The organism is Alishewanella sp. HL-SH06 (genome assembly GCF_052656265.1).
In genome coordinates, this window is the sequence record NZ_CP199752.1 from 1,504,019 (window position 1) to 1,525,103 (window position 21,085).

The 21,085-nt window shown below is 44.2% G+C and carries 21 protein-coding genes and 1 pseudogene; 15 read left to right on the forward strand and 7 right to left on the reverse strand.

The window, feature by feature from the left end; translation table 11 throughout:
• Positions 1-219 precede the first annotated feature (219 nt).
• Both ACUJFK_RS07010 and ACUJFK_RS07015 read left to right on the forward strand, forming a co-directional pair.
• On the forward strand, positions 220-858 hold the full coding sequence (locus ACUJFK_RS07010; RefSeq protein ID WP_445426456.1) for a DUF2959 domain-containing protein: 639 nt from the start codon (positions 220-222) through the stop codon (positions 856-858).
• A 38-nt stretch (positions 859-896) separates the two neighbouring features.
• Positions 897-1,121 carry a hypothetical protein gene (locus ACUJFK_RS07015; RefSeq protein WP_226749937.1) on the forward strand — a complete coding sequence of 75 codons (225 nt, stop codon included), beginning with the start codon at positions 897-899 and terminating at the stop codon, positions 1,119-1,121.
• Between the two features lie 145 nt (positions 1,122-1,266).
• On the opposite strand, the gene ACUJFK_RS07020 is transcribed toward ACUJFK_RS07015, so the two are convergent.
• Positions 1,267-1,863 (reverse strand): response regulator transcription factor, encoded by a 597-nt coding sequence (locus ACUJFK_RS07020; protein WP_445426457.1) that lies wholly within the window; start codon positions 1,861-1,863, stop codon positions 1,267-1,269.
• Complete coding sequence (locus tag ACUJFK_RS07025) at positions 1,860-2,936, reverse strand: sensor histidine kinase (RefSeq protein WP_445426458.1); 1,077 nt, start codon at positions 2,934-2,936, stop codon at positions 1,860-1,862. The genes ACUJFK_RS07020 and ACUJFK_RS07025 overlap by 4 nt, the downstream gene beginning before the upstream one ends.
• 191 nt (positions 2,937-3,127) lie before the next feature.
• On the opposite strand from ACUJFK_RS07025, the gene ACUJFK_RS07030 reads away from it, so the two are divergent.
• From ACUJFK_RS07030 to gcvP, 7 genes are all read left to right on the forward strand, one after another.
• Positions 3,128-4,048, forward strand: coding sequence for an alpha/beta fold hydrolase (locus ACUJFK_RS07030; protein WP_445426459.1), 921 nt, complete (start codon positions 3,128-3,130; stop codon positions 4,046-4,048).
• Positions 4,049-4,056: 8 nt separating this feature from the next.
• A complete protein-coding gene (locus ACUJFK_RS07035) occupies positions 4,057-4,971 on the forward strand; it encodes an ABC transporter ATP-binding protein (RefSeq protein WP_445426460.1) in 915 nt (304 codons plus the stop codon).
• Positions 4,968-5,696 carry an ABC transporter permease gene (locus tag ACUJFK_RS07040; RefSeq protein ID WP_445426461.1) on the forward strand — a complete coding sequence of 243 codons (729 nt, stop codon included), beginning with the start codon at positions 4,968-4,970 and terminating at the stop codon, positions 5,694-5,696. Before ACUJFK_RS07035 ends, ACUJFK_RS07040 begins: the two co-directional genes overlap by 4 nt.
• A gap of 192 nt (positions 5,697-5,888) precedes the next feature.
• Positions 5,889-6,119: a hypothetical protein gene (locus ACUJFK_RS07045; protein WP_445426462.1), complete on the forward strand. Its 231-nt coding sequence runs from the start codon at positions 5,889-5,891 to the stop codon at positions 6,117-6,119.
• A 1,010-nt stretch (positions 6,120-7,129) separates the two neighbouring features.
• On the forward strand, positions 7,130-8,209 hold the full coding sequence (gcvT, locus tag ACUJFK_RS07050) for a glycine cleavage system aminomethyltransferase GcvT (protein ID WP_445426463.1): 1,080 nt from the start codon (positions 7,130-7,132) through the stop codon (positions 8,207-8,209).
• A 60-nt stretch (positions 8,210-8,269) separates the two neighbouring features.
• Positions 8,270-8,656: a glycine cleavage system protein GcvH gene (gene gcvH / locus ACUJFK_RS07055; protein ID WP_226750726.1), complete on the forward strand. Its 387-nt coding sequence runs from the start codon at positions 8,270-8,272 to the stop codon at positions 8,654-8,656.
• A gap of 305 nt (positions 8,657-8,961) precedes the next feature.
• Positions 8,962-11,853 carry an aminomethyl-transferring glycine dehydrogenase gene (gene gcvP / locus ACUJFK_RS07060; protein WP_445426464.1) on the forward strand — a complete coding sequence of 964 codons (2,892 nt, stop codon included), beginning with the start codon at positions 8,962-8,964 and terminating at the stop codon, positions 11,851-11,853.
• A 232-nt stretch (positions 11,854-12,085) separates the two neighbouring features.
• On the opposite strand, the gene ACUJFK_RS07065 is transcribed toward gcvP, so the two are convergent.
• The 4 genes from ACUJFK_RS07065 to ACUJFK_RS07080 form a co-directional block, all read right to left on the reverse strand.
• Entirely contained in the window at positions 12,086-12,361 is a 276-nt protein-coding gene (locus ACUJFK_RS07065; RefSeq protein ID WP_445426465.1) for a hypothetical protein, read from the reverse strand.
• Positions 12,362-12,804: 443 nt separating this feature from the next.
• Entirely contained in the window at positions 12,805-14,193 is a 1,389-nt protein-coding gene (locus ACUJFK_RS07070) for a TniQ family protein (protein ID WP_445426466.1), read from the reverse strand.
• Positions 14,180-15,211, reverse strand: coding sequence for a TniB family NTP-binding protein (locus ACUJFK_RS07075; RefSeq protein WP_445426467.1), 1,032 nt, complete (start codon positions 15,209-15,211; stop codon positions 14,180-14,182). The genes ACUJFK_RS07070 and ACUJFK_RS07075 overlap by 14 nt, the downstream gene beginning before the upstream one ends.
• Before the next feature lie 55 nt (positions 15,212-15,266).
• Positions 15,267-15,737 (reverse strand): hypothetical protein, encoded by a 471-nt coding sequence (locus ACUJFK_RS07080; protein ID WP_445426468.1) that lies wholly within the window; start codon positions 15,735-15,737, stop codon positions 15,267-15,269.
• A gap of 136 nt (positions 15,738-15,873) precedes the next feature.
• On the opposite strand from ACUJFK_RS07080, the gene ACUJFK_RS07085 reads away from it, so the two are divergent.
• Entirely contained in the window at positions 15,874-17,058 is a 1,185-nt protein-coding gene (locus ACUJFK_RS07085) for an IS4 family transposase (RefSeq protein ID WP_445424681.1), read from the forward strand.
• A gap of 120 nt (positions 17,059-17,178) precedes the next feature.
• Here ACUJFK_RS07085 and ACUJFK_RS07090 read toward each other — a convergent pair whose 3' ends face one another.
• Positions 17,179-17,409: a helix-turn-helix domain-containing protein gene (locus tag ACUJFK_RS07090; protein ID WP_445426173.1), complete on the reverse strand. Its 231-nt coding sequence runs from the start codon at positions 17,407-17,409 to the stop codon at positions 17,179-17,181.
• A gap of 215 nt (positions 17,410-17,624) precedes the next feature.
• Here ACUJFK_RS07090 and ACUJFK_RS07095 point away from each other — a divergent pair, with 215 nt between their 5' ends.
• The 5 genes and pseudogenes from ACUJFK_RS07095 to ACUJFK_RS07115 all read left to right on the forward strand — a co-directional run.
• Positions 17,625-18,224, forward strand: a complete 600-nt coding sequence (locus ACUJFK_RS07095) for an Arm DNA-binding domain-containing protein (protein WP_445426174.1) — start codon at positions 17,625-17,627, stop codon at positions 18,222-18,224.
• 12 nt (positions 18,225-18,236) lie between these two features.
• Entirely contained in the window at positions 18,237-18,908 is a 672-nt protein-coding gene (locus ACUJFK_RS07100) for a site-specific integrase (RefSeq protein WP_445426175.1), read from the forward strand.
• Between the two features lie 239 nt (positions 18,909-19,147).
• Positions 19,148-20,332, forward strand: coding sequence for an IS4 family transposase (locus ACUJFK_RS07105; RefSeq protein WP_445425728.1), 1,185 nt, complete (start codon positions 19,148-19,150; stop codon positions 20,330-20,332).
• A gap of 4 nt (positions 20,333-20,336) precedes the next feature.
• Positions 20,337-20,831 (forward strand): hypothetical protein, encoded by a 495-nt coding sequence (locus ACUJFK_RS07110; protein WP_445426469.1) that lies wholly within the window; start codon positions 20,337-20,339, stop codon positions 20,829-20,831.
• Positions 20,832-20,926: 95 nt separating this feature from the next.
• A pseudogene (locus ACUJFK_RS07115) lies at positions 20,927-21,085 on the forward strand (GAF domain-containing protein); the annotation flags it as partial.

Consider the following 21,085-nt stretch of genomic DNA (forward strand, 5'->3'; position numbering starts at 1 on the left):
AAACAGCTGTTCATTGACCTTTTTCTTTCATTAAGGGGGGGAAAATTAAAAGCATTAGGCCTTGTAAGATGCAGGGTAAAGCTTAATACGTTTCAAAACGAATATGCCGCAGTGTTGGGAAATTAAAAGCGTTATGCCAAAGTAAGCAGACTTAAGATTTGTTCAAATCACGTTTAGTGGTTATTATCAGATGTCTGGTTTTTGCAAAGGACTGATCTTATGCGTTATCTATGGTTAATTTTGCTCATTTTCTTTACTTTAACGGGCTGTCAAAGCGCCTATTATTCGGCGATGGAAAAGGTTGGCGTGCATAAGCGCGATATTTTAGTTGATCGGGTAGAAGAAGCGCAGCAATCGCAGCAAGAGGCGCAGCAACAGTTTAAGTCAGCGCTAGAACAGTTCAGCAGCTTAATAAAGTTCGATGGTGGCGACTTACAGCGTATGTATGAAGCGACCGACAGCGAGTTTCAGGCCTGTAGCAAAGCCGCTACAGAGGTAAGTGGCCGCATCGACAGTATAGAATCGGTAGCCGATGCCTTATTTGACGAGTGGCAAGATGAGCTGGAGCTTTATAGCAACGACAAATTGAAACGCGACAGTGCGAGTAAGCTGGCCGCCACTAAACGCCAATACACCAGTTTACTTAAAACCATGCGCCGCGCCGAAGACAGCATGCAGCCTGTGCTGGCGTCACTGCAAGATAACACCCTTTATTTAAAGCATAACCTAAACGCCAAAGCGATTGGGGCGTTAAAAGGTGAGTTTAATTCTATTCAAAAAGACATTAACAGACTGATTGCTGAGATGAATACTGCAATTAAACAAAGCGAACAGTTTGTGGCAGCGTTAAAACAATAAATTCAACAACAGTAAAAATCATTAGTCAGGAGTACGTTATGGCAGGTCAGGGCTCAGGTGGCAACGTTATCGCCGCCTTGTGTAATGTGTTTATCCCCGGGTTAGGGCAGCTGGTCCAAGGCCGTATTTTAGCGGCTATCGTGTTTTTTGTTATTTGTGCTGTGGGTTATGCCACCTTTTGGTTAGTGATCCCGGCTATTGTCGCTGCCATAGCGCACTTATGGTCGATAATTGATGCGGCTAAGTTTCGTCCCATGCTTTAAGCGTTTTTAGTCATTTTAACCAAGATTCATTTAAACACGCGGCCAATGATACTGCGTGTTATGGCTTAACTTATGACCTTTTGAATTTTGTTGTCATTAGCGCGCCAAACTGCATCCCGCCTGTAAGTTTTGCGTGATAACCTTATTACAACCACCCTTTATGTCGCGCAATGCGCGCTGCGTCAATACGGTTACTGGCGTTCAGTTTACTAATGGCTTCAGATAAGTAATTACGGGCAGTGCCTTCGGCGATATACAATGCTGCGGCAATCTCACTGGTGCTTAGCCCCTCAGTCGCTAAGCGCAAAGCTTGGCGCTCTTTTTCGCTCAACGGGTCTTGATCGCCTAACGAGTTTAACAACAATTCACTGTCTATGACCCGTTTGCCTGCCATCACTTGCGATATAGCGCTGACCAATTCTGCGACCGGCGCGTCTTTCAATAAAAAACCACCCACGCCTGCGTCAATAGCGCGCTTCACATAGCCAGCACGGCCAAAGGTAGTAATAATCACGACTTTGGTGGCTAATTTTTGTTGTTGAACATATTGCGCTAGTTCAATCCCAGTATGACCTGGCATTTCTATATCGCTTAACATCAAATCAAACCTTTGTTTTTTTAACAGTGCGAGCGCGGTATTGCCGTCAGCAGCTTCGGTTACCGAATAGTCAGCTTCCAGTTGCAGCAGGGTCGCCAATGCCGTGCGCACCATGGCCTGATCTTCAGCCAGTAAAATATTCATAGGTTGTTCTCCCTAAGCGGCAGCTCAATTAAAGCCGTTACGCCCTCGTGTTGTTGCAAACGTAAGCTGGCGCCCACTGCGGCTAAACGCTGTCGTAGCCCTTGTAAGCCATTGCCTTCCTTAAGATTGCTGGCTTTGCCATTGTCTGTCACTTCTACTTTAAGGCAATCAGATTGCTGGCTAAAGCTGATTTGACAGCGATCGGCTTTACTGTGGCGCATGACATTGGTGACTAGCTCAGTTAAGGCCAGTAGCATGGTGGTTTCATGTCGTTTATCCAGCACCGGGATCGTGCCAACCAGTTCGGCTTTACAGCCTGCATCGCGCAAGCGTGCCAATAATTTAGTGACTTCTGCGGCTAAGCCCTGATGCTTATACCCTGACACGCTTTGCCTAACCTGGCTTAAGGCATCGCGGGCGATCTGGCTTAACTCCATAAGATGTTGCTGCGCTTCAGCCGTTTTTTGATGCGATAGCAACTTTGCGGCTAAATCGGCTTTTAAAACAATACTGGATAAGGTGTGACCAAGAATGTCGTGTAAATCACGACCAATGCGTTCGCGCTCGACCATGGCAGCAAGTTGTTTAATTTCGTCTTCGCTTTTATGTTCGGCCAGGCGGTGCCGCAGTTTGGCTTGTTCGGCGCGGCCAAGTAGGCTTACCGCCAACACGATGGGCACACCCATAATCAAAAATAGCGGCCATGCAATGCCTAAGCTGATATCCAACACCACCAAAAGCGCTACCAACATACTCATTAGCAGCAAATAAGGTTTTAACGCGTAGGCATAACCAATAAAAAAGCCGGCATAAGCAAACATGGCAATTGAGCCTTCGTTAATAGGGGTAATCAGGCTCGCAATGAGTACTATACCGGTTATTGGCCAGTGTAATTGCTGCCGTTTGCAGCGATAGGCAGCAAAATAACAAGCTAAAAACAGCAGCAATGCCAGTGCCATACTAAGGTATTGCCAAAGTGCAAAGCGCACCGTGAAAAGCGGGATAATGTAAAACACCAGATTAATCAGGTAAATCCAACTAAGTTTACTCTCTAACTTTTCATCAAGTGCCATTGGCTTGTCCTCATTATTCTGATGGTTCAGTCTAATCAGGAAGCGGTAGGCAGCGCCAGTGACAAAGGTCATATTACGCGATGGCATTTGTCACCCATTATTGCTGACAAGCGTTACCTGTGCAGTTTGCTGCCATCTCCTACACTGCCTTCATCAACAACGCACACCTAAAAATTGATGAGGTACATACGATGAAACCATTAAACACCACGCTCTGTCATTGTGTTCTGGCTTTAGGTTTGGCAGGCAGTTTGCTCAGTTTGCCTATTCAAGCAAAGCAAGCCGTAACACCCAACACGCTGACTGCAAAAGCGCAGCAAGCTTGCGCTTGTTTTGAGGCAAAGGTGATTGGGCAGGGGCCAGCGATTATTTTAATTCCAGGGCTGGCGTCATCTGGCGAGGTTTGGCAAAGCACGGTGGAAGCACTGAAGGCCGATTATCAGTTGCATATTTTGACCTTAGCCGGCTTTGCAGGGGTAAAACCCATACCCACCCAGCATTGGGGTGATGGTTACCTTGCGCTGCAACAGCAAGCGTTATTACGTTACATCCGCGAACAGCAACTTCATAAACCTATCGTTATTGGGCATTCGCTAGGCGGTTATTTAGCGCTGGCATTAGCGGTAACTGCACAATCAGAAATTGGCGGCGTGGTCAATGTTGATGGCTTACCAGCTCTGGGCGCACTTTTTGCGAAGCAGATGAGCAGTGCAGCAACACGCGAAGACACCGTACCTATTAACGGTGGTTTTGACCCAATGGCAATGGCAAAAAGTATGGCTACAAGCCAGGATTGGCAGCAGCGTATTGTTAAAGACATGTTTCGTTCAGATGGGCAAACCTCTGGTCGGGTATTTGCCGAGCTCATGCAGGCCGATTTGCGGCCACAGCTAGTCAATATTAAGGTGCCCGTTCTGACTATCGGTGCACTGCAAAATGGGTCGCCCAATAGTACTGCCGAGCAAGTAAAAGCAAATTATCAAGCACAGTTAGCAAATGCACCGACACAATTTCACCGCTTTGCTTTTGCTAACGAGTCTAAGCATTTTGTCATGGCGGATGCGCCGGTGTGGCTTAACCAGCAAATTCAGCAATTTTTAGCGGCGCAGTAGGAGGTTATATGACGTTAGCTTCTCAACCCGTGTTACAGGTTAATCATCTTTATAAACGCTATGGACGAACCCATGCTTTGCAAGGGGTAAGTCTTGAGGTGGCAGCAGGGGAAGTATTAGCCATTTTAGGGCCAAATGGTGCGGGTAAAACCACCCTTATTGCTGCCATTTTAGGGTTACTTCGCACAGACAGTGGCAGTATTAGCTTATTTAGCGAGCTGCAACAATCCAATACCCGCGAGGCTGCGGTGAAGCAGCGGCTAGGTGTCATGATGCAAATTGGTTCGGCCAGCGCCAACTTAACGGTGGCCGAGCAATGTGATTTATTCAGCAGTTATTACACGAATAGTAAAACCGTGACGGAGTTGTTAGCTATCGCCGGCTTAACCGAACAAGCGGATCAGCGTTTTAGCCGTTTATCAGGTGGGCAAAAGCAACGCTTGCTGTTTGCGCTGGCGCTAGCGGGTAAACCCGATTTACTGTTTTTGGACGAGCCTACTTTAGGCATGGATGTAGAAGCCAGGCGTGCACTGTGGCAGCAAATTGCTTCATTAAAAGCGGCAGGCGTAGCCGTGGTTTTGACCACGCATTATTTAGAAGAAGCCGAGCACTTAGCTGATCGAATAGCCGTGTTGCAGTGCGGTAAGATCATTGGGCTCGGTAGTCCAGCACAACTTACCGCGCAAATCAGTGGCAAACAGATTTTTTGCACCAGCGCCTTAACTAAAGCGCAGCTGTTAGCTCTGCCAGGCGTACTGAAGCTGGAACAACAGCATGAACGTTTTTGTATTGTGAGCCAGGCGGTTGAACGTACTGTGCTGGCGCTGTTACAAGCTGATGCCAGTGTTGGTAATTTAGAAATAAAATCCGTGGCTTTAGAGCAAGCCTTTTTACAACTCACCCATACACAGGAGGCGCTATGAGCAGTTTAACTTTGTATTACAAAGAAGCCCGCTACGATTTATTGAGTATTGTGCGTACACCGGCTTTTGTGTTGCCGGCACTGGCTTTTCCATTGATGTTTTACTTGTTTTTTGGTGTGTTTTTTCGAAGTGGCGGCGGGGCGGATTACCTGCTAGTGACTTACAGCTGCTTCGGTATTATGGGCCCGGCCATGTTTAATTTTGCCGCCGGGATCGCCAGCGATCGCGCCCACGGCTGGCTAACGCTAAAGCAATTATCACCTATGCCGTTTAGTGCCTATTTGTTGGGTAAGCTAAGTACTAGTTTGGTATTTTCTGTGGTGATTTTAGCGTTGTTATTTAGCACAGGTGCTGGGCTTGGCGACGTGGTGTTAAGTTACGGGCAATGGCTGTTATTAGCGATAACGATATTAGTAGGCACGTTGCCTTTTGCCTTGCTGGGGCTATTATTAGGTTTAAGCCTGTCTGATAAGGCTGCACCGGGTGTGGTTAACCTTATTTATTTGCCCATGGCGTTTTTATCGGGGTTGTGGCTGCCGTTGTTTCTGTTTCCTGATTGGCTACAACAACTTGCTTGGTTATGGCCCAGTTTTCATTTGTCGCAGTTGGGTTTAAAAGTCATTGCGCAAGATCTAGGGTTTAGCTGGTTCAGTCATCTTGGTGCGTTATTGTTAATGTCAATACTGCTGGCTCTGGCTTGTGCAAGGCGTTTTAGGCAGATGTAATTTGGTATTGGTGTTATTTTAATTTCTTTTTACCTTAGCGTGAATTTCGCTAGAAGATCGACATTAAAAACGATTGCTAAATTAGCGTTCAGCAGTAAGCTTAATTTGAATTGAAAATTGTTTTAGCCAGGTTATCAACTTAGACAATAACGGTGAGTTTAACTTGTTTAAAAAAAGAAGGTAGTAAAGCCAATGCAGCAATCTATAACACGACTTACTTCACTGCTATTGCTGTTTACGCTCGCTGGTTGCAGTAATAAAGCGGTCTATCAGAATTTGCAGCTTAATAAAAAGCAGCAATGTCAGCAATTACCGGTCAGCCAATATGATGAGTGTATGCGGAGTATCCCTCTCACTTACGAAGAGTATGAGCGGGAACGACAGGAAGTGCTGAAAAAGAGTAAAAAGACCAAAGATGAGTAGTTAATCGCTGATCTTAACCCAGCAGTATCAAGCTGGGTTTATTGCACCTAGCCTACAGTGTCAGATACCGAGCACTCCCAAGTTCTCAGAGTTTAAAGTTTTTCGCCGTGGGCGAGATACTTTCTTTTGCGTCGCCAAATGAAAGTATCCAAAGAAAATGCGACCCCACTTCCGCTCGAAAGCCCGACTGCTCATGCGCTGTCCAAGGCGAAAACGTAACTCGCGCGGCGCTACCGTCGCCGCACTCAAACACCCGTTTTCTTAAAACCTTGGCCAACGATGTTCATTCGGCTCGCTCTAAGGGGAATAAAAGCCAGAACGGTAATCGTTTAGCGAGACCCTTCTGCCAGAATTGGCCCATCTCAAGTATCGTGAATTGTTGGTCAATCCATGTCGTGTTTTTTACAAGTAGGATAATGAAAGAGTGTTTTCCTAATAGGAAACCCATTATTTCTAAAGGGTAACCTCGTTATTTGTCAGAGGAGGTGGTTTAAGGCTGACAACAAAGAGCCAACTATTAAAGTGGGCTTTAACTTTTAAACGACTTATTTAACCCCATTAAACGACTTATTTCATGGGATTACTTGAACAGCGATTAAGCAGCGTTGTATAGCTACTATCTAAGAACACATTAAAATTTTTAGATGATTGATCAATTAACACTGCAACGAGCTTATTGTTGGTTAAATCAATCTGAGCAAATGCAATATAGTTTATTTAATCCCGCTACAAGCCGCTAGCTGCAACAGGCTCACGCATTTGGACGGCGGCTCAGTGAGCTTGGATCTCACAATAGCCTTAAATTTTGCCTTAGATTTTTTGGTAAGTGGGTTTGATTCATTACAAAAAGTAATCCAAATTGGGCTGTTTACCCAAGGGGCCTTGCGGTATAATCCAGCAGTATTTTTTAGTCCAAGCTGCAGGGTTGTTGCGTAACAGGCTGAAATTTAAGGCCTTTTGCTGCGATGGTTTTTCTGCTGCTGACCCTCACACTAAGTAGGAAAAAAATAATGGCTCAAAAAACCGTGTTACACGCCAGCCACCTCGCTGCCGGTGCCAAGATGGTCGATTTCTTTGGCTGGGATATGCCGATAAACTACGGCTCACAGATCGAAGAACACCACGCCGTGCGTCAAGACGCTGGCATGTTTGATGTGTCGCACATGACCATCGTTGACATAACCGGTGCCAACACGCGTCAATTCCTGCGTTATTTAGTCGCCAATGATGTCGCCAAATTAACCGTGCCAGGTAAAGCCTTATACACCGGTATGTTGAATGCAGACGGTGGTGTGATTGACGATTTAATCGTGTATTTCCTGCAAGAAGACTTCTTCCGTTTAGTGGTTAATTCGGCCACCCGCGAAAAAGATCTGGCGCACATCAATGCGCAAGCTAAAGCCTTCGACGTGATGGTTACAGAGCGTCCAGAATTCGCGATGATTGCCGTACAAGGCCCAAATGCTAAAGCTAAAGTCGCCACCTTATTAAATGAAAGCCAACTGGCTGCTGTTGCCGGCATGAAGCCCTTCTTTGGTGTGCAAGCAGGCGATTTATTTATTGCGACCACCGGTTACACTGGCGAAGACGGTTATGAAATTGCCCTGCCAAACGAGCAAGCCGCCGATCTATGGCAGCGTTTAGTGGATGCGGGTGTAAAACCCTGTGGTTTAGGTGCACGTGATACGTTACGTTTAGAAGCCGGCATGAACTTATATGGGCAAGACATGGATGAAAGCGTATCGCCATTAGCCGCTAACATGGGTTGGACTATCGCCTGGGAACCGGCTGAGCGTGACTTTATTGGTCGTGCAGCGCTTACGCAAGCTAAAGCGGCAGGTACTGAGAAGCTGGTGGGTTTAGTGATGGAACAAAAAGGCGTGTTACGCCATGGTCAGCGTGTAGTTACGCCAGCAGGCGAGGGCGTGATTACTTCAGGTACTTTTTCACCTACACTAGGTTTTAGTATTGCGATGGCGCGCGTACCGGCTGCGACTACCGATACGGCTGAAGTGGATATTCGTGGCAAAATGGTTGCGGTTAAAGTGATCAAGCCGGCCTTTGTCCGCGCAGGAAAAAAACTTGTTTAAGCCGCAAACTGCGCGCTAATTTACACCGAACTACAACATAAAACAGCTAAGGAAAATAACATGAGCAACATCCCTGCGAATTTAAAATATGCATCTAGTCACGAATGGCTGCGAGCAGACGGTGACGGTGTTTACACTGTAGGTATTACTGAGCATGCTCAAGATCTGTTAGGTGATATGGTGTTTGTTGAATTACCAGAAGTGGGTGACACCGTAGAACAAGGCGGAGATTGCGCTGTTGCTGAATCGGTTAAAGCCGCTTCTGACATCTACGCCCCTGTAGCCGGTGAAGTGATTGCGGTTAACGAAGCCTTAGCGGACTCACCAGAATTGGTAAACAGTAGCCCATACGCTGAGGGTTGGATGTTTAAAATTAAGATTGCTGACGAAGCCCAATTAGCCAGTTTGTTAGACGCTGCGGGTTACCAGAGCGCTATCGAAGAGTAATATCGGCTGTTTTAGCTGTTGGCCACCAAGCAATACAGTATCCATTTCATGATGATGCTGTATTGGTTGTTTAATTTTCCGCTTGCGGCTGTCCATTATTAATGACAGCGCTGGTAAAGAAAAACGGTTGATAGCGAAAACCGCAAAGTGTGCTGTGCTTATTTTGATTAATCTATTTGAGCTTACACTGCGTAAGCAACCTAGTTCGCACACTCGCATTTTTTATATCAGCTGGCGTAGCAGCTTATACCTTAACTGCTTCGCGCCCGCTGTGTTAACCGCTGCACCAATACCAGGAATTAAGCATGACCCATACCGCTGTTAAAACCCTGACGCAACTTGCCAAACACGATGAATTTATTCAGCGCCATATCGGCCCAGACAGTGCCGAAACGGCAGCCATGCTGCAAGAACTGGGCGTTGACAGCCTAGAGCAGTTAATTGCTGAAACCGTGCCAGAGAGCATCCGCTTACCTGAGCCGTTATCTATTGGTGACAGCCGCACTGAAGCTGATGCTTTAAGCTTTTTGAAAGCCGCTGCGTCTAAAAACAAAATGTATAAATCATACATTGGTATGGGTTATCACCCGACATTAACGCCAAACGTTATTCTGCGTAATGTGTTAGAGAACCCGGGTTGGTACACGGCTTATACACCTTACCAGCCTGAAATTGCTCAAGGGCGTTTAGAGTCTCTATTAAATTTCCAGCAGTTATCGTTAGATTTAACGGGTATGGAATTAGCCAGCGCTTCATTGTTAGATGAGGCCACTGCCGCAGCAGAAGCCATGGCGTTAGCCAAGCGTGTTGCTAAGAGCAAATCTAATACTTACTTTATTGCTGACGACGTACATCCACAAACTATCGACGTGGTAAAAACCCGCGCGGAAATGTTTGGTTTTGAAATTATCGTTGGTAACGCTAGCGAAGCGACAGAATTAGAGGTGTTTGGTGCTTTGCTACAGTACCCCAATACGCGCGGCGATATTCGTGATGACCGCGCTTTAATTGCTGCTATTCAGGCGAAAAAAGCGGTGGTTGCCGTTGCTACTGATCCTATGGCATTAATGCTGTTAAAAGCACCAGGTGAATTAGGTGCTGACGTGGTGCTAGGTTCTATGCAACGTTTTGGTGTGCCTATGTGCTACGGCGGCCCACACGCCGCTTTCTTTGCCACCCGCGATGCCTATAAACGCTCTATGCCAGGTCGCATTATCGGTGTATCAAAAGATCGCCGTGGCAATCAAGCACTGCGTATGGCCATGCAAACACGCGAGCAACATATTCGCCGCGAAAAAGCCAACTCAAACATCTGTACCGCCCAAGTATTACTGGCCAATATGGCGTCGTTCTATGCGGTATATCATGGTCCACAAGGTTTAAAAGACATAGCTGAGCGTATCCATCGCAGTGCCGATATCTTCGCTGCCGGTGTTAAAGCTAAGGGTGTTCAGTTAGTTAATAACCACTGGTTCGATACAGTAAGTTTTACCGTTGCGGATCGTGCTGCCGTTATCGCTCGTGCTTTAGCTGCGGGTGTAAACTTACGCACGGACATGGCCGATTGTTTAGCCGTGAGCTTTAACGAAGCCACCAAAGCCGCTGATATTGCTGAGCTATTTGATATTGTATTAGGCAACGGTCATGGTTTGGACGTACAAGCCTTAGATGCTGCTATTGTAGCTGAAGGCTCAACCTCTATCCCTGCCGATTTAGCACGTACCAGTGCGGTATTAACGCACCCGGTATTTAACCAGTATCACTCTGAAACAGAAATGCTGCGTTATATCAAAAAATTAGAAAACAAAGATTTAGCACTGAACCACTCAATGATCAGCCTAGGTTCTTGCACCATGAAGTTAAACGCAACTGCCGAAATGATCCCGATTACGTGGCCAGAATTTGCCTCTTTACACCCGTTTGTACCGCGCGATCAAGCTGATGGTTACTACGAGATGATTGGCGAGTTAGGCCGTTGGTTAGTCAACATCACCGGTTATGACGATATTTCTATGCAGCCTAACTCGGGTGCGCAAGGCGAATACGCCGGTATGGTCGCTATTCGTAAGTATCACGAAAGCCGTGGCGAAGGTCACCGTAATATCTGTTTAATCCCAGTATCGGCGCACGGTACTAACCCTGCGACAGCAGCCATGACCAGTTACGAAGTCGTACTGGTAGATTGTGATAAATCAGGCAACATCGATATGGCTGATTTAAAAGCGAAAGCGGCAGAAGTGGGCGATCGTTTAGCCGCCATCATGGTGACGTACCCGTCAACACACGGTGTATTTGAAGAAACCATCGCTGAGCTTTGTGACGTGGTCCACTCTTATGGTGGCCAAGTTTACATGGACGGTGCCAATATGAACGCGCAAGTCGGTTTAACCTCACCTGGCTTTATCGGTTCAGACGTATCGCATTTAAACCTGCACAAAACCTTCTGTATTCCACACGGTGGTGGCGGCCCGGGTATGGGACCTATCGGTGTGAAAAGCCATTTAGCACCTTTCTTACCGAATCACAGTATTGTAAAAATTGACAACACCGGCAGCAGCAATGGTGCGGTAGCGGCAGCACCTTTTGGTAGCGCGGGTATTCTGCCAATCAGCTGGATGTACATTGCCATGATGGGCAGTGAAGGTTTAAAACAAGCTACCGAGTACGCAATTTTAACCGCTAACTACGTCGCCAAGAAATTAAACCCACACTTCCCGGTGTTGTATGTAGGTACTAAAGGCCACGTGGCGCACGAATGTATTATCGACATTCGGCCACTAAAAGAAGCCAGCGGAATTACCGAAATGGACATCGCTAAACGCTTAATGGACTTCGGTTATCACTCTCCTACGATGAGCTTCCCAGTAGCGGGCACGCTGATGATTGAACCAACAGAATCAGAAAGCAAAGCCGAGCTAGATAAGTTTATTGAAGCGATGATCACCATCCGTGCGGAAATTGCCAAGGTTGAAGCAGGCGAATGGACTGTTGATAACAACCCATTAGCCTTCGCGCCACACAGTATGGAAGATATCTTCGACCCAGCTTGGGATCGCGCTTACGAGCGTCAATATGCCGCCTTCCCGGTGAAGTTTGTCGCAGAAAACAAATTCTGGCCAACGGTAACCCGTATTGATGACGTATACGGCGACCGTAACCTGATGTGTTCATGCCCAAGCCCGGAAGATTACAGATAATTTGTTGATAATTGATCCCATGAAATAAGTCGTTTAATGGGATTAAATAAGTCGTTTACCGGAAATAAGACGTTTAAAAGTTAAAGCCCACCTTATAGTGGGCTTTTTGTTGTCAGCCTTAAACCACAACAAATTCAGCAGTATGCGTTTTGCGGACTTTCTTTGTTGACATTATTCACCTCGTTAAGCGATTGTACTCGCTTAGTAAGGTGTCCAAAAGTGTTGGTACGGATCAGTGTACCTGCACCCACAACGGCAATACACGCTGTGTACTGTAATCACGGCCAGTAAATAACTGTTTGTCGAGGCTATCAAGCGGATAGTCGGCTGCCAGCGGCCAATTCAGGCCTAAATTGTTAAAGCGGATAACCAAATCACTGATGGTTGCTCGGCCAATATTTAGCGCCTGAGAGATTTGCCTGTCGCTTAGCCTGGCTTCAAATTTGAGGCGGAATATATCCAGATAAGTTTGCATATCTGTCCTTACCATTTTCTTTTTACGTGTCATGACTACTCCGGCAAACAGTTAAAAAACTGTTATGCCAAAGTCCGTAAAACGAAGGAAGAACAAACTGGCCGGTCGATACCGAAACAGGTGGCCGGATTAGGCCGAAATCAGTGGCCGGATGATACCGAAATGGGTGGCCGACTCATGCCGAAATCGCTGGCCGGATCATCCCGAAATACGCAAGAAATGATGTCTTATGTGAAATCCATAGAGATTGAACCTGAGGCTTATTTTAAGCTGTTGTTATATTTAGATTTATTTTTTAAATTCAAATAGTGTTAATTTTAAAATCCAGTTTAAAGTGAGCTTTTAGTAAAAAATCCAGCTTTAAGTGAGCTTATGATCAAGCTTATATGAGTACTTATTAATAAATTAGTCTAGACAAAATTTGGGCAAAAAAAAGCTGCTTTTCAGCAGCTTTATTTATTTTAATTAATTTCATTTCATGCGCAACGTTGGTTTGGGCTGTTCTCAAGATGTAAATTTTGTGATTGGAGCAAATTTATTTTTCTAACTTCTTCTTCGCAAAAACAAAAATCATCGAATAAATGTTCATCATGATCAGGTGCGAACAACGAAACATCTCCAGACAAAACATATTCAACTAACTTTTTAGTATTTAGTTTATGCTTTGCTAATGCTCTATCATTTCCCCAAGCGATATAACTTTTGTATTGAATTGCATCATTTTTTAATTCTAGTGGTTTAGCAATTTTCTTAATTATTTTGTAAAACAAGACTAAGTCATCAATACGGCAAGGCGAAACTTTTTTTGGAGAGTTTTTATGCATCCTTCCCGGTAGAATCGCTTGCTTAATGAGATCCTTAACGTGTTTTTCACTAAGATTAAGCACTGAACACACTTGTTCCCATAATAGCTCCAAGCACGCTTTGTCTTCGTCAACATTCAATCTTCTATGAGCTGTTAGTACCATATGAGTTGCTTCTTTTGGTGTTGTTGGTGCACTAATGAAATTCTCTGTTTTAGCTCCAACCTGATTAAACCACTTATCATTTACTGCTTCTACTTGTTCTAAAATGGCCAAATTTTCAGTCATAAACGTTTTTTTCTGCCAATGCTCTTTTCTTGCTTTTCTTAATTCGGTCAAAACCTCTTTTGAGTGAGCAAGTTGATAAGCAAACTCAATGTGCTGCTCTAAATTAAGCACATATTTTTTGATATCCCGCAGATTTTGAAATGAAGCATCAAAAGGGCGTAAACCAAATTTTAAATGTTGCTTAATAATCTGCATTAAATTTAGTTTACACTCGCCAGACGCCTCGCCGAGTGATTTTTGTGATGCTGGAAGAGGCGCATCTGCAAGTGGACGGAAATGACTCCATTTGAAATTGCAATTTGTACATCCGACAAATAATTTGCCGTCCCATACAAAACTTTTTTTGCAATTCAAACACCGATCCCACAATTTAGACTCATGTTTATAGCAATGCGTAAAGTAAAGAGACTGCCAATCGCGTTTTAAATATTGATCCTCAGCTAAGCAAAACGGACAGATCTGAGGGGTGTCCAAATGAACGTGCTCACTGGAAAAGTCATCAATGGTTTGCACTTCTTTTTCAAATGCAAAAAATGCGTCTAATTTATCCTGTTGGACATTTGACGACTCACTGATAATATTAAGAAACTTATAATATTCATCAGTACCCACAATAAAAATTCTCTTGGGTAGCTGAATAATCCTAAATATATATAAAAACCGCTTAAGTTCGGTAAACCCATTCCGGTTGGCTAATCTCAGGATGTAACCTTTAAACGATTCTCCTTCTTTAGGCATCGGATAAAAGAGTAAAGGATTTTTAGTTTTCTTCATTTTTGCCCTCAGCGTTTTTTACGTTCATTTTTAGATACTTATAAATCACCTTCATATCGACAGAAAAAGGATTAAAATCAATTTTCTCGTTAATAGAAATTGGATCTAGCATGCTATAAATTTGAGCTAGATTTGGTAAGTTAGCTTTGAAATTATCCTCGGTATGGATTTCAATATTGAGCTCTAAAAAGAAATCCCTTATCCCGCGTGGAATACCATCGGTAGCGACATATAGCCTCAATAACAAAGACTCATTAGAGAATGTGCAGCAACCATTTGAATCTGTTTGAATAAAATTAAAGCTTTTAAGAATATTTGCTTTTGAGCCAAATTGTTCAACAAGACTCTGAACTAATTCACAAAACAGGAATTTACTCATCTGGTCATCTTCGACGCTAAATTTAACGAATGCTGTTGTGTATCTGATCCGACTCGCAAGTTCTTTATAAATATCCTGTATCAGCAATGCCTTATCTGTACCTAATAACAATATAGGAATAAGCGTGTTATCCATTAGCCCTTTTAACCAAGCTAAAGCTGAGGATTTTGTTCCTTTTGACGTGCTTGGGAGGAAATCATGGATTTCGTCGACTATAATCAGTTGTACACACAAGTTTTTTAACGCATGGTATAGACGGTACTCTTTTTCAGTTAAGCTTCCGACGCTAGGATTAGGATCGCCTAGCTCCTCGAGTAAAATATTGACCATCTTTGGAATAGTAGATTGTTTTGGTGCTGTAACAATAATAACCGGCCTTTTTTTATGGTCATCAAGAACATCTTGAGTGATATTTTCGAAAGCCATGCCTTTCAGTTTTTTTGCAAAATGTGTTTTCCCTGTGCCCGGATCGCCATGTATCAACATACCAGCGGGTTTTATTTGATATGATTTCATCAAGCGCTTCACCAAATCATGCGCTTTTTTACATTGAGGATTCCAAAGCGTTAATTTGGAAATGTTCAATGCAATTTCATTTTCAAGAATTAAACGTGGTGTTTGACTTTCATGATTTGACAAAGATGTCTTCTTAAGACGTGTTAGTTCATAGTTGTGTAGTGTCATTTTGCTTACCTTAAATTTGCGGAGAAAATGAAGGGGTGAAACCGTTATTCGAGTCTTCCTCAGGAGCATTTGATGCTTCTGAGCTCTCTGGCGGAATAGTATTGATATTTGCATGCTTGCCGATACCAGCAATAAATGTGTTATCTAACTGCTCTTCAGTCATTTTTGTCATAATATCAGTAGCATCGGATTGATTTTTCGAATTTTTTACTCTATTGGTCTTAGTTTTCTTTTTGGTATGGCTGCAAGACATAGAAAAAGTGTTATTTTTATTTGTATTGCCGCCATGGCGTTTAGCTGCCTTAAAATCGACTAAGGCCACTTTTGTAGTTGCACCGTTTGTTATCGCAGGTACGCAAATGAAATGTTGATTAAACGGATCGATAATTGTAATTTCAGAGATATCAAAAGCGCTGTAAAGCACTTCAACTTTACAAGCGTCAGATTTATTTTTATTCTCACGTTTTAGCTTGTGCCCCAAATCTTGAGTTTCTTTATTGTTATAATCGACCTGAGGTATCCCCAGAAATTCTCTAGTTAAAATAAAATGTTAGGCGATTAGGGAACATTCATGGTGGTTCCCGATCTGATCATTCGCCAAAACTCACAAAACGCGGATGGTCACCATGAATGTAAAAACTATGCTCGCTGATTTCCTTGCATTTGTCACCCCCAAAACGATGCATAAAACCCGATTTTCGGTGTTATTAGATGCTGTAACAGCTTTGACCAAAGACGCGCGGTGCACCGTCACAGCGATTGGTCGCGCTATGCCAGGCACTTCTGACAAAGTCAGCATTAAGCGCGCGGATAGATTGCTCAGCAATGCCAATCTACAACGGGAACTGCCTCTGATCTATGCGGCAATGACTCATTTGATTGTCAGTAGCAAAACGCAGCCGCTCATTTTGATTGACTGGAGCAACGCTGATACCGCGAAGCGCCATTTTATTTTGCGAGCCAGCATCGCTGTTGATGGCAGAGCACTCACGCTATTACAAAAAGTGGCGGCGGCAGAAGATTACACTTGCCCACATTTGCACTGGGCGTTTTTAAAGCAACTCAAGGCCATGTTACCTAGCGACTGTAAGCCTGTTATCGTCACCGATGCTGGCTTTAAAGTGCCTTGGCTTAAGCAGGTGCGCAAATTAGGCTGGCATTATGTCGCCAGAGTCAGAGGTAATGTGAAGCTTAAACTGGCAGAGCAAACAGAGTTTATGACCGTAAATGCGCTTTATAAAAAAGCTCGCGCCACCCCTAAACACTTAGGCGCAATCGTGCTGACTCAGACGCAACATTATGAAACCCGCGCGATTCTAGTTGGTAAAGGCTATAAGCTATTGAAGCGAGACAAAAATAAGTCTTACAAAGAACCTTGGTTATTGGTGTCATCTTTGCCTGATTGCCATGGCTACGCAGATAAAATCGCCAAGTGCTACAGTAGCCGGATGCAAATTGAAGAAAGCTTCCGAGACCAGAAAAGCTCACGTTATGGCTTAGGAAGCGACCTGCACGGCACTAAAATCAAATCACGTTTGGGTATATTGCTGTTACTGGCGGCACTGGCAAATTGGTTCCACTACCTGATGGGTGCGGCGGGTGAAAAGGCTGGCTTACATTTGCGATATCAGGCTAATACGGTAAAAAATCGGCGAGTGCTGGCACTGAACTTCCTCGGGATACTGCTTTGTAAGGAACCGAAACTGCCTATTCGCAGACACGATTATCAGCAAGGGCTAAAGCAGATCTTGCACTGGGTTGCACAGTGGGACTGGGCGCTAATCAAATTGGCAAAGAGCTAATAGTATGTATCTAAATTTTGTGGGGATCCCTCAGTCACTAAACACCAATCCCAAATCAAAAATTAATTAGTCTCACATAGACTGGTCCAAACAAAATCATTCTGACAACCATATTCATAATCACTTGTCATCAGGCTGATACACCATTACGTCTTCTACCTTGCAGTCGAAATAACGGCAAAGCGCCTCTATCGCATTCGTGGTGGTTGAGTGTTGTATTGCCGGATTCTGCATTTTCGACAAAGACGTTCGGTTAACGCCAGTGTGACGCGCTACCTCACTAACACTAATCTTGCGATTTTCCCGCCGCTCTTTTTCTGTAATCAATTCTTTAATCCTAAAAAGGATCATAGGCTCCCCCAAAAAACACAAAGTGTTCTTTGAAAGAACACTAATAAGCTGCAATAATGTTCTCTCAAAGAACAGTTAACAGGTAATTAAGATGTCTAAAACACTTATCACCACTAAAGATTTGGCAATGAGAATACATTTCAGTGCCGGCTACATCAATAGAGTTCTTAAAGATGCTGTGTTCATCGAAGGCATACACTATATCAGACCTTTTGGTGGCAGGAAGATTTTCTACATTTGGGAAGCTGTTGAGCAGGAGCTTTACTCCCATACCGTTAGGCCGAGAAATCTCATCCCAATGGCGTCAGGGAGAGTATGTAGTGGCTAGTATCGCTGTACGTAGTAATAAACTGGTACTGGATTTTCGCTATAACGGTGTGCGCTGCCGCGAACAAACAGCACTGACTGACAGTAAAACTAACCGTGCGAAGCTTTTAAAACTCATCGATGATATTGAGGCAGCCATTCGTTTGGGTCGGTTTGTCTACGCCGATTTTTTCCCGGGCAGTCCAAGATCTAAGTATTTTGCAGAGCTTGATGCATCGGTAAAACAAAGCATTGCAGCGTTACCTCAATCAATCTCTCTTGTGCACGACTGCCCATTGTTTAGCGCATTTACAGCTGAGTGGTTAGATGAAAATGAGAGCATTTGGAAGGCAAGCCACTGTGCAAACGTTAACGCTATTTTTGAACACTGCTTACTACCCGCTTTCGGCTCGCAAAGGCTGGATGCAATAACTCGTGCTGACATTTTGAAGTTTCGATCGCGCTTAACCAAAACAGGTAACGGCAAAAAACGCATCTCAAATGACTGAATTAATCATATCATGGCGCAACTACGCAAACTCCTGGTAGAAGCATCAAAGCGCTACAACTTTAACAACCCCTTTGTTGATATCGAGCCATTAAAAATTGATAAACCGCTTATCAACCCTCTTACATTGCAAGAGGTTCGTATTTTTTTGGCCGGCGTACGCGCTGATTTCAGGCCATATTACACGGTTAGGTTTTTCTCCGGATTACGCACTGCAGAAGTCGATGGACTTAAATGGAAATTTGTCGACTTTGAGCGCCGCCAAATTGTGGTGCAGGAAACCCTCGTCAATAACCTTGAAGCAACACCGAAGAATAATTATTCCTACCGCCATGTGCATATGTCACAGCCGGTATTCGATGCACTGATGACACAAAAACGAACAACAGCTGACAAAGAATATGTGTTTTGTAATGCCGCGGGTAACCCGCTCGATCATCGAAACGTAACGAAAAGAATTTGGACGCCAACATTAAAATTATTGGGCTTGGCCCACCGTCGGGCTTATGAAACCCGTCACACAGCAGCAACACTATGGCTTGCTGCGGGTGAGAACCCGGAGTGGATTGCCAGACAACTTGGCCACAGCTCAACCAAAATGCTGTTTGAGCGTTACAGTCGATTTATACCAAACATCACCAGACAAGATGGTAGCGCTTTTGAAGCGTTGCTGGGGGCTTTTTGACCGATTCGCTAAGGATCCAAATCTGGCTATAAATATTACCAATTTATGGATTGAGCCATAGCGATCAATTTAATTTTTGTTCTGACCCTGAGGGATATTCAAGTAATGAAACTATCTTAATACTCTAATTTAACTGAGGTATCCCCAGAAATTCTGTAGTTAAAATAAAAAGTTAGGCGATTAGGGAACATTCATGGTGGTTCCCGATCTGATCATTCGCCAAAACTCACAAAACGCGGATGGTCACCATGAATGTAAAAACTATGCTCGCTGATTTCCTCACATTTGTCACCCCCAAAACGATGCATAAAACCCGATTTTCGGTGTTTTTAGATGCTGTAACAGCTTTGACCAAAGATGCGCGGTGCACCGTCACAGCGATTGGTCGCGCTATGCCAGGCACATCTGACAAAGTCAGCATTAAGCGCGCGGATAGATTGCTCAGCAATGCCAATTTACAACGGGAACTGCCTCTGATCTATGCGGCAATGACTCATTTGATTGTCAGTAGCAAAACGCAGCCGCTCATTTTGATTGACTGGAGCAACGCTGATACCGCGAAGCGCCATTTTATTTTGCGAGCCAGCATCGCTGTTGATGGCAGAGCACTCACGCTATTACAAAAAGTGGCGGCGGCAGAAGATTACACTTGCCCACATTTGCACTGGGCGTTTTTAAAGCAACTCAAGGCCATGTTACCTAGCGACTGTAAGCCTGTTATCGTCACCGATGCTGGCTTTAAAGTGCCTTGGCTTAAGCAGGTGCGCAAATTAGGCTGGCATTATGTCGCCAGAGTCAGAGGTAATGTGAAGCTTAAACTGGCAGAGCAAACAGAGTTTATGACCGTAAATGCGCTTTATAAAAAAGCTCGCGCCACCCCTAAACACTTAGGCGCAATCGTGCTGACTCAGACGCAACATTATGAAACCCGCGCGATTCTAGTTGGTAAAGGCTATAAGCTATTGAAGCGAGACAAAAATAAGTCTTACAAAGAACCTTGGTTATTGGTGTCATCTTTGCCTGAGTGCCATGGCTACGCAGATAAAATCGCCAAGTGCTACAGTAGCCGGATGCAAATTGAAGAAAGTTTCCGAGACCAGAAAAGCTCACGTTATGGCTTAGGAAGCGACCTGCACGGCACTAAAATCAAATCACGTTTGGGTATATTGCTGTTACTCGCGGCACTGGCAAATTGGTTCCACTACCTGATGGGTTCGGCGGGTGAAAAGGCTGGCTTACATTTGCGATATCAGGCTAATACGGTAAAAAATCGGCGAGTGCTTGCACTGAACTTCCTCGGGATACTGCTTTGTAAGGAACCTAAAATGCCTATATGCAGGCACAATTATCAGCAAGGACTTAAACAAATCTTGCTCTGGGTTGCACAGTGGGACTGGGCGGTAATCAAATTGGCAAAGAGCTAATAGTATGTATCTTAATTTTGTGGGGATCCCTCAGGAAAATACCTCACAAGGAATTAGTCGTTACTTTGATCAAATTGAGGGTCAAGTTGTTACCTTATCGTCTAATTTGATGCTTGTCGAAGCAATGCAGCAATTCACAGAGGCATCCAGTGAATATGTCGGCAGTTTATCTTCTGAGCAATTATTAGCTAAAAAAGCTGTTTTGCGTGATTTTTATAGCAATAAATTTGATAAACGTTTTAGGGATCTGAATGGTGGCAACAGTGCTAATGCGGCAAGTTTGCTTAACAAAGCATCTGATCTTACCGTTGCCTTACAATACGACTATATTGCTAATAATCCTTATCCTATGGGACAAAAAGAGGCTTTAAATGAAGGAAGTGAAAGCAACAGCAGTTATGTGTCTGTTCATGCCAAGTTTCATCCCATATTGCGTCAATACCTACAGGAATTTGAGTTTTACGATATTTTCTTGTTGAGCCACAGAGCGGTAATGTAGTTTATTCTGTATTTAAAGAAGTCGATTTTGCCACCTCTTTAAAGAATGGAGCCTTTGCAAATTCAGGCTTAGCCGAGGCATTTAATCAAGCAGTAAAAGCAACAGATCCTGATAAGGTTTTTTTAACCGATTTCAGACCCTACTTACCATCATTCAACGCCCAAGCATCATTTATTTCATCACCTATTTTTAAAGAAGGGAATTTGATCGGCGTACTGGTATTTCAAAGTAAGCGTCCGGCGATCACAGGTTAG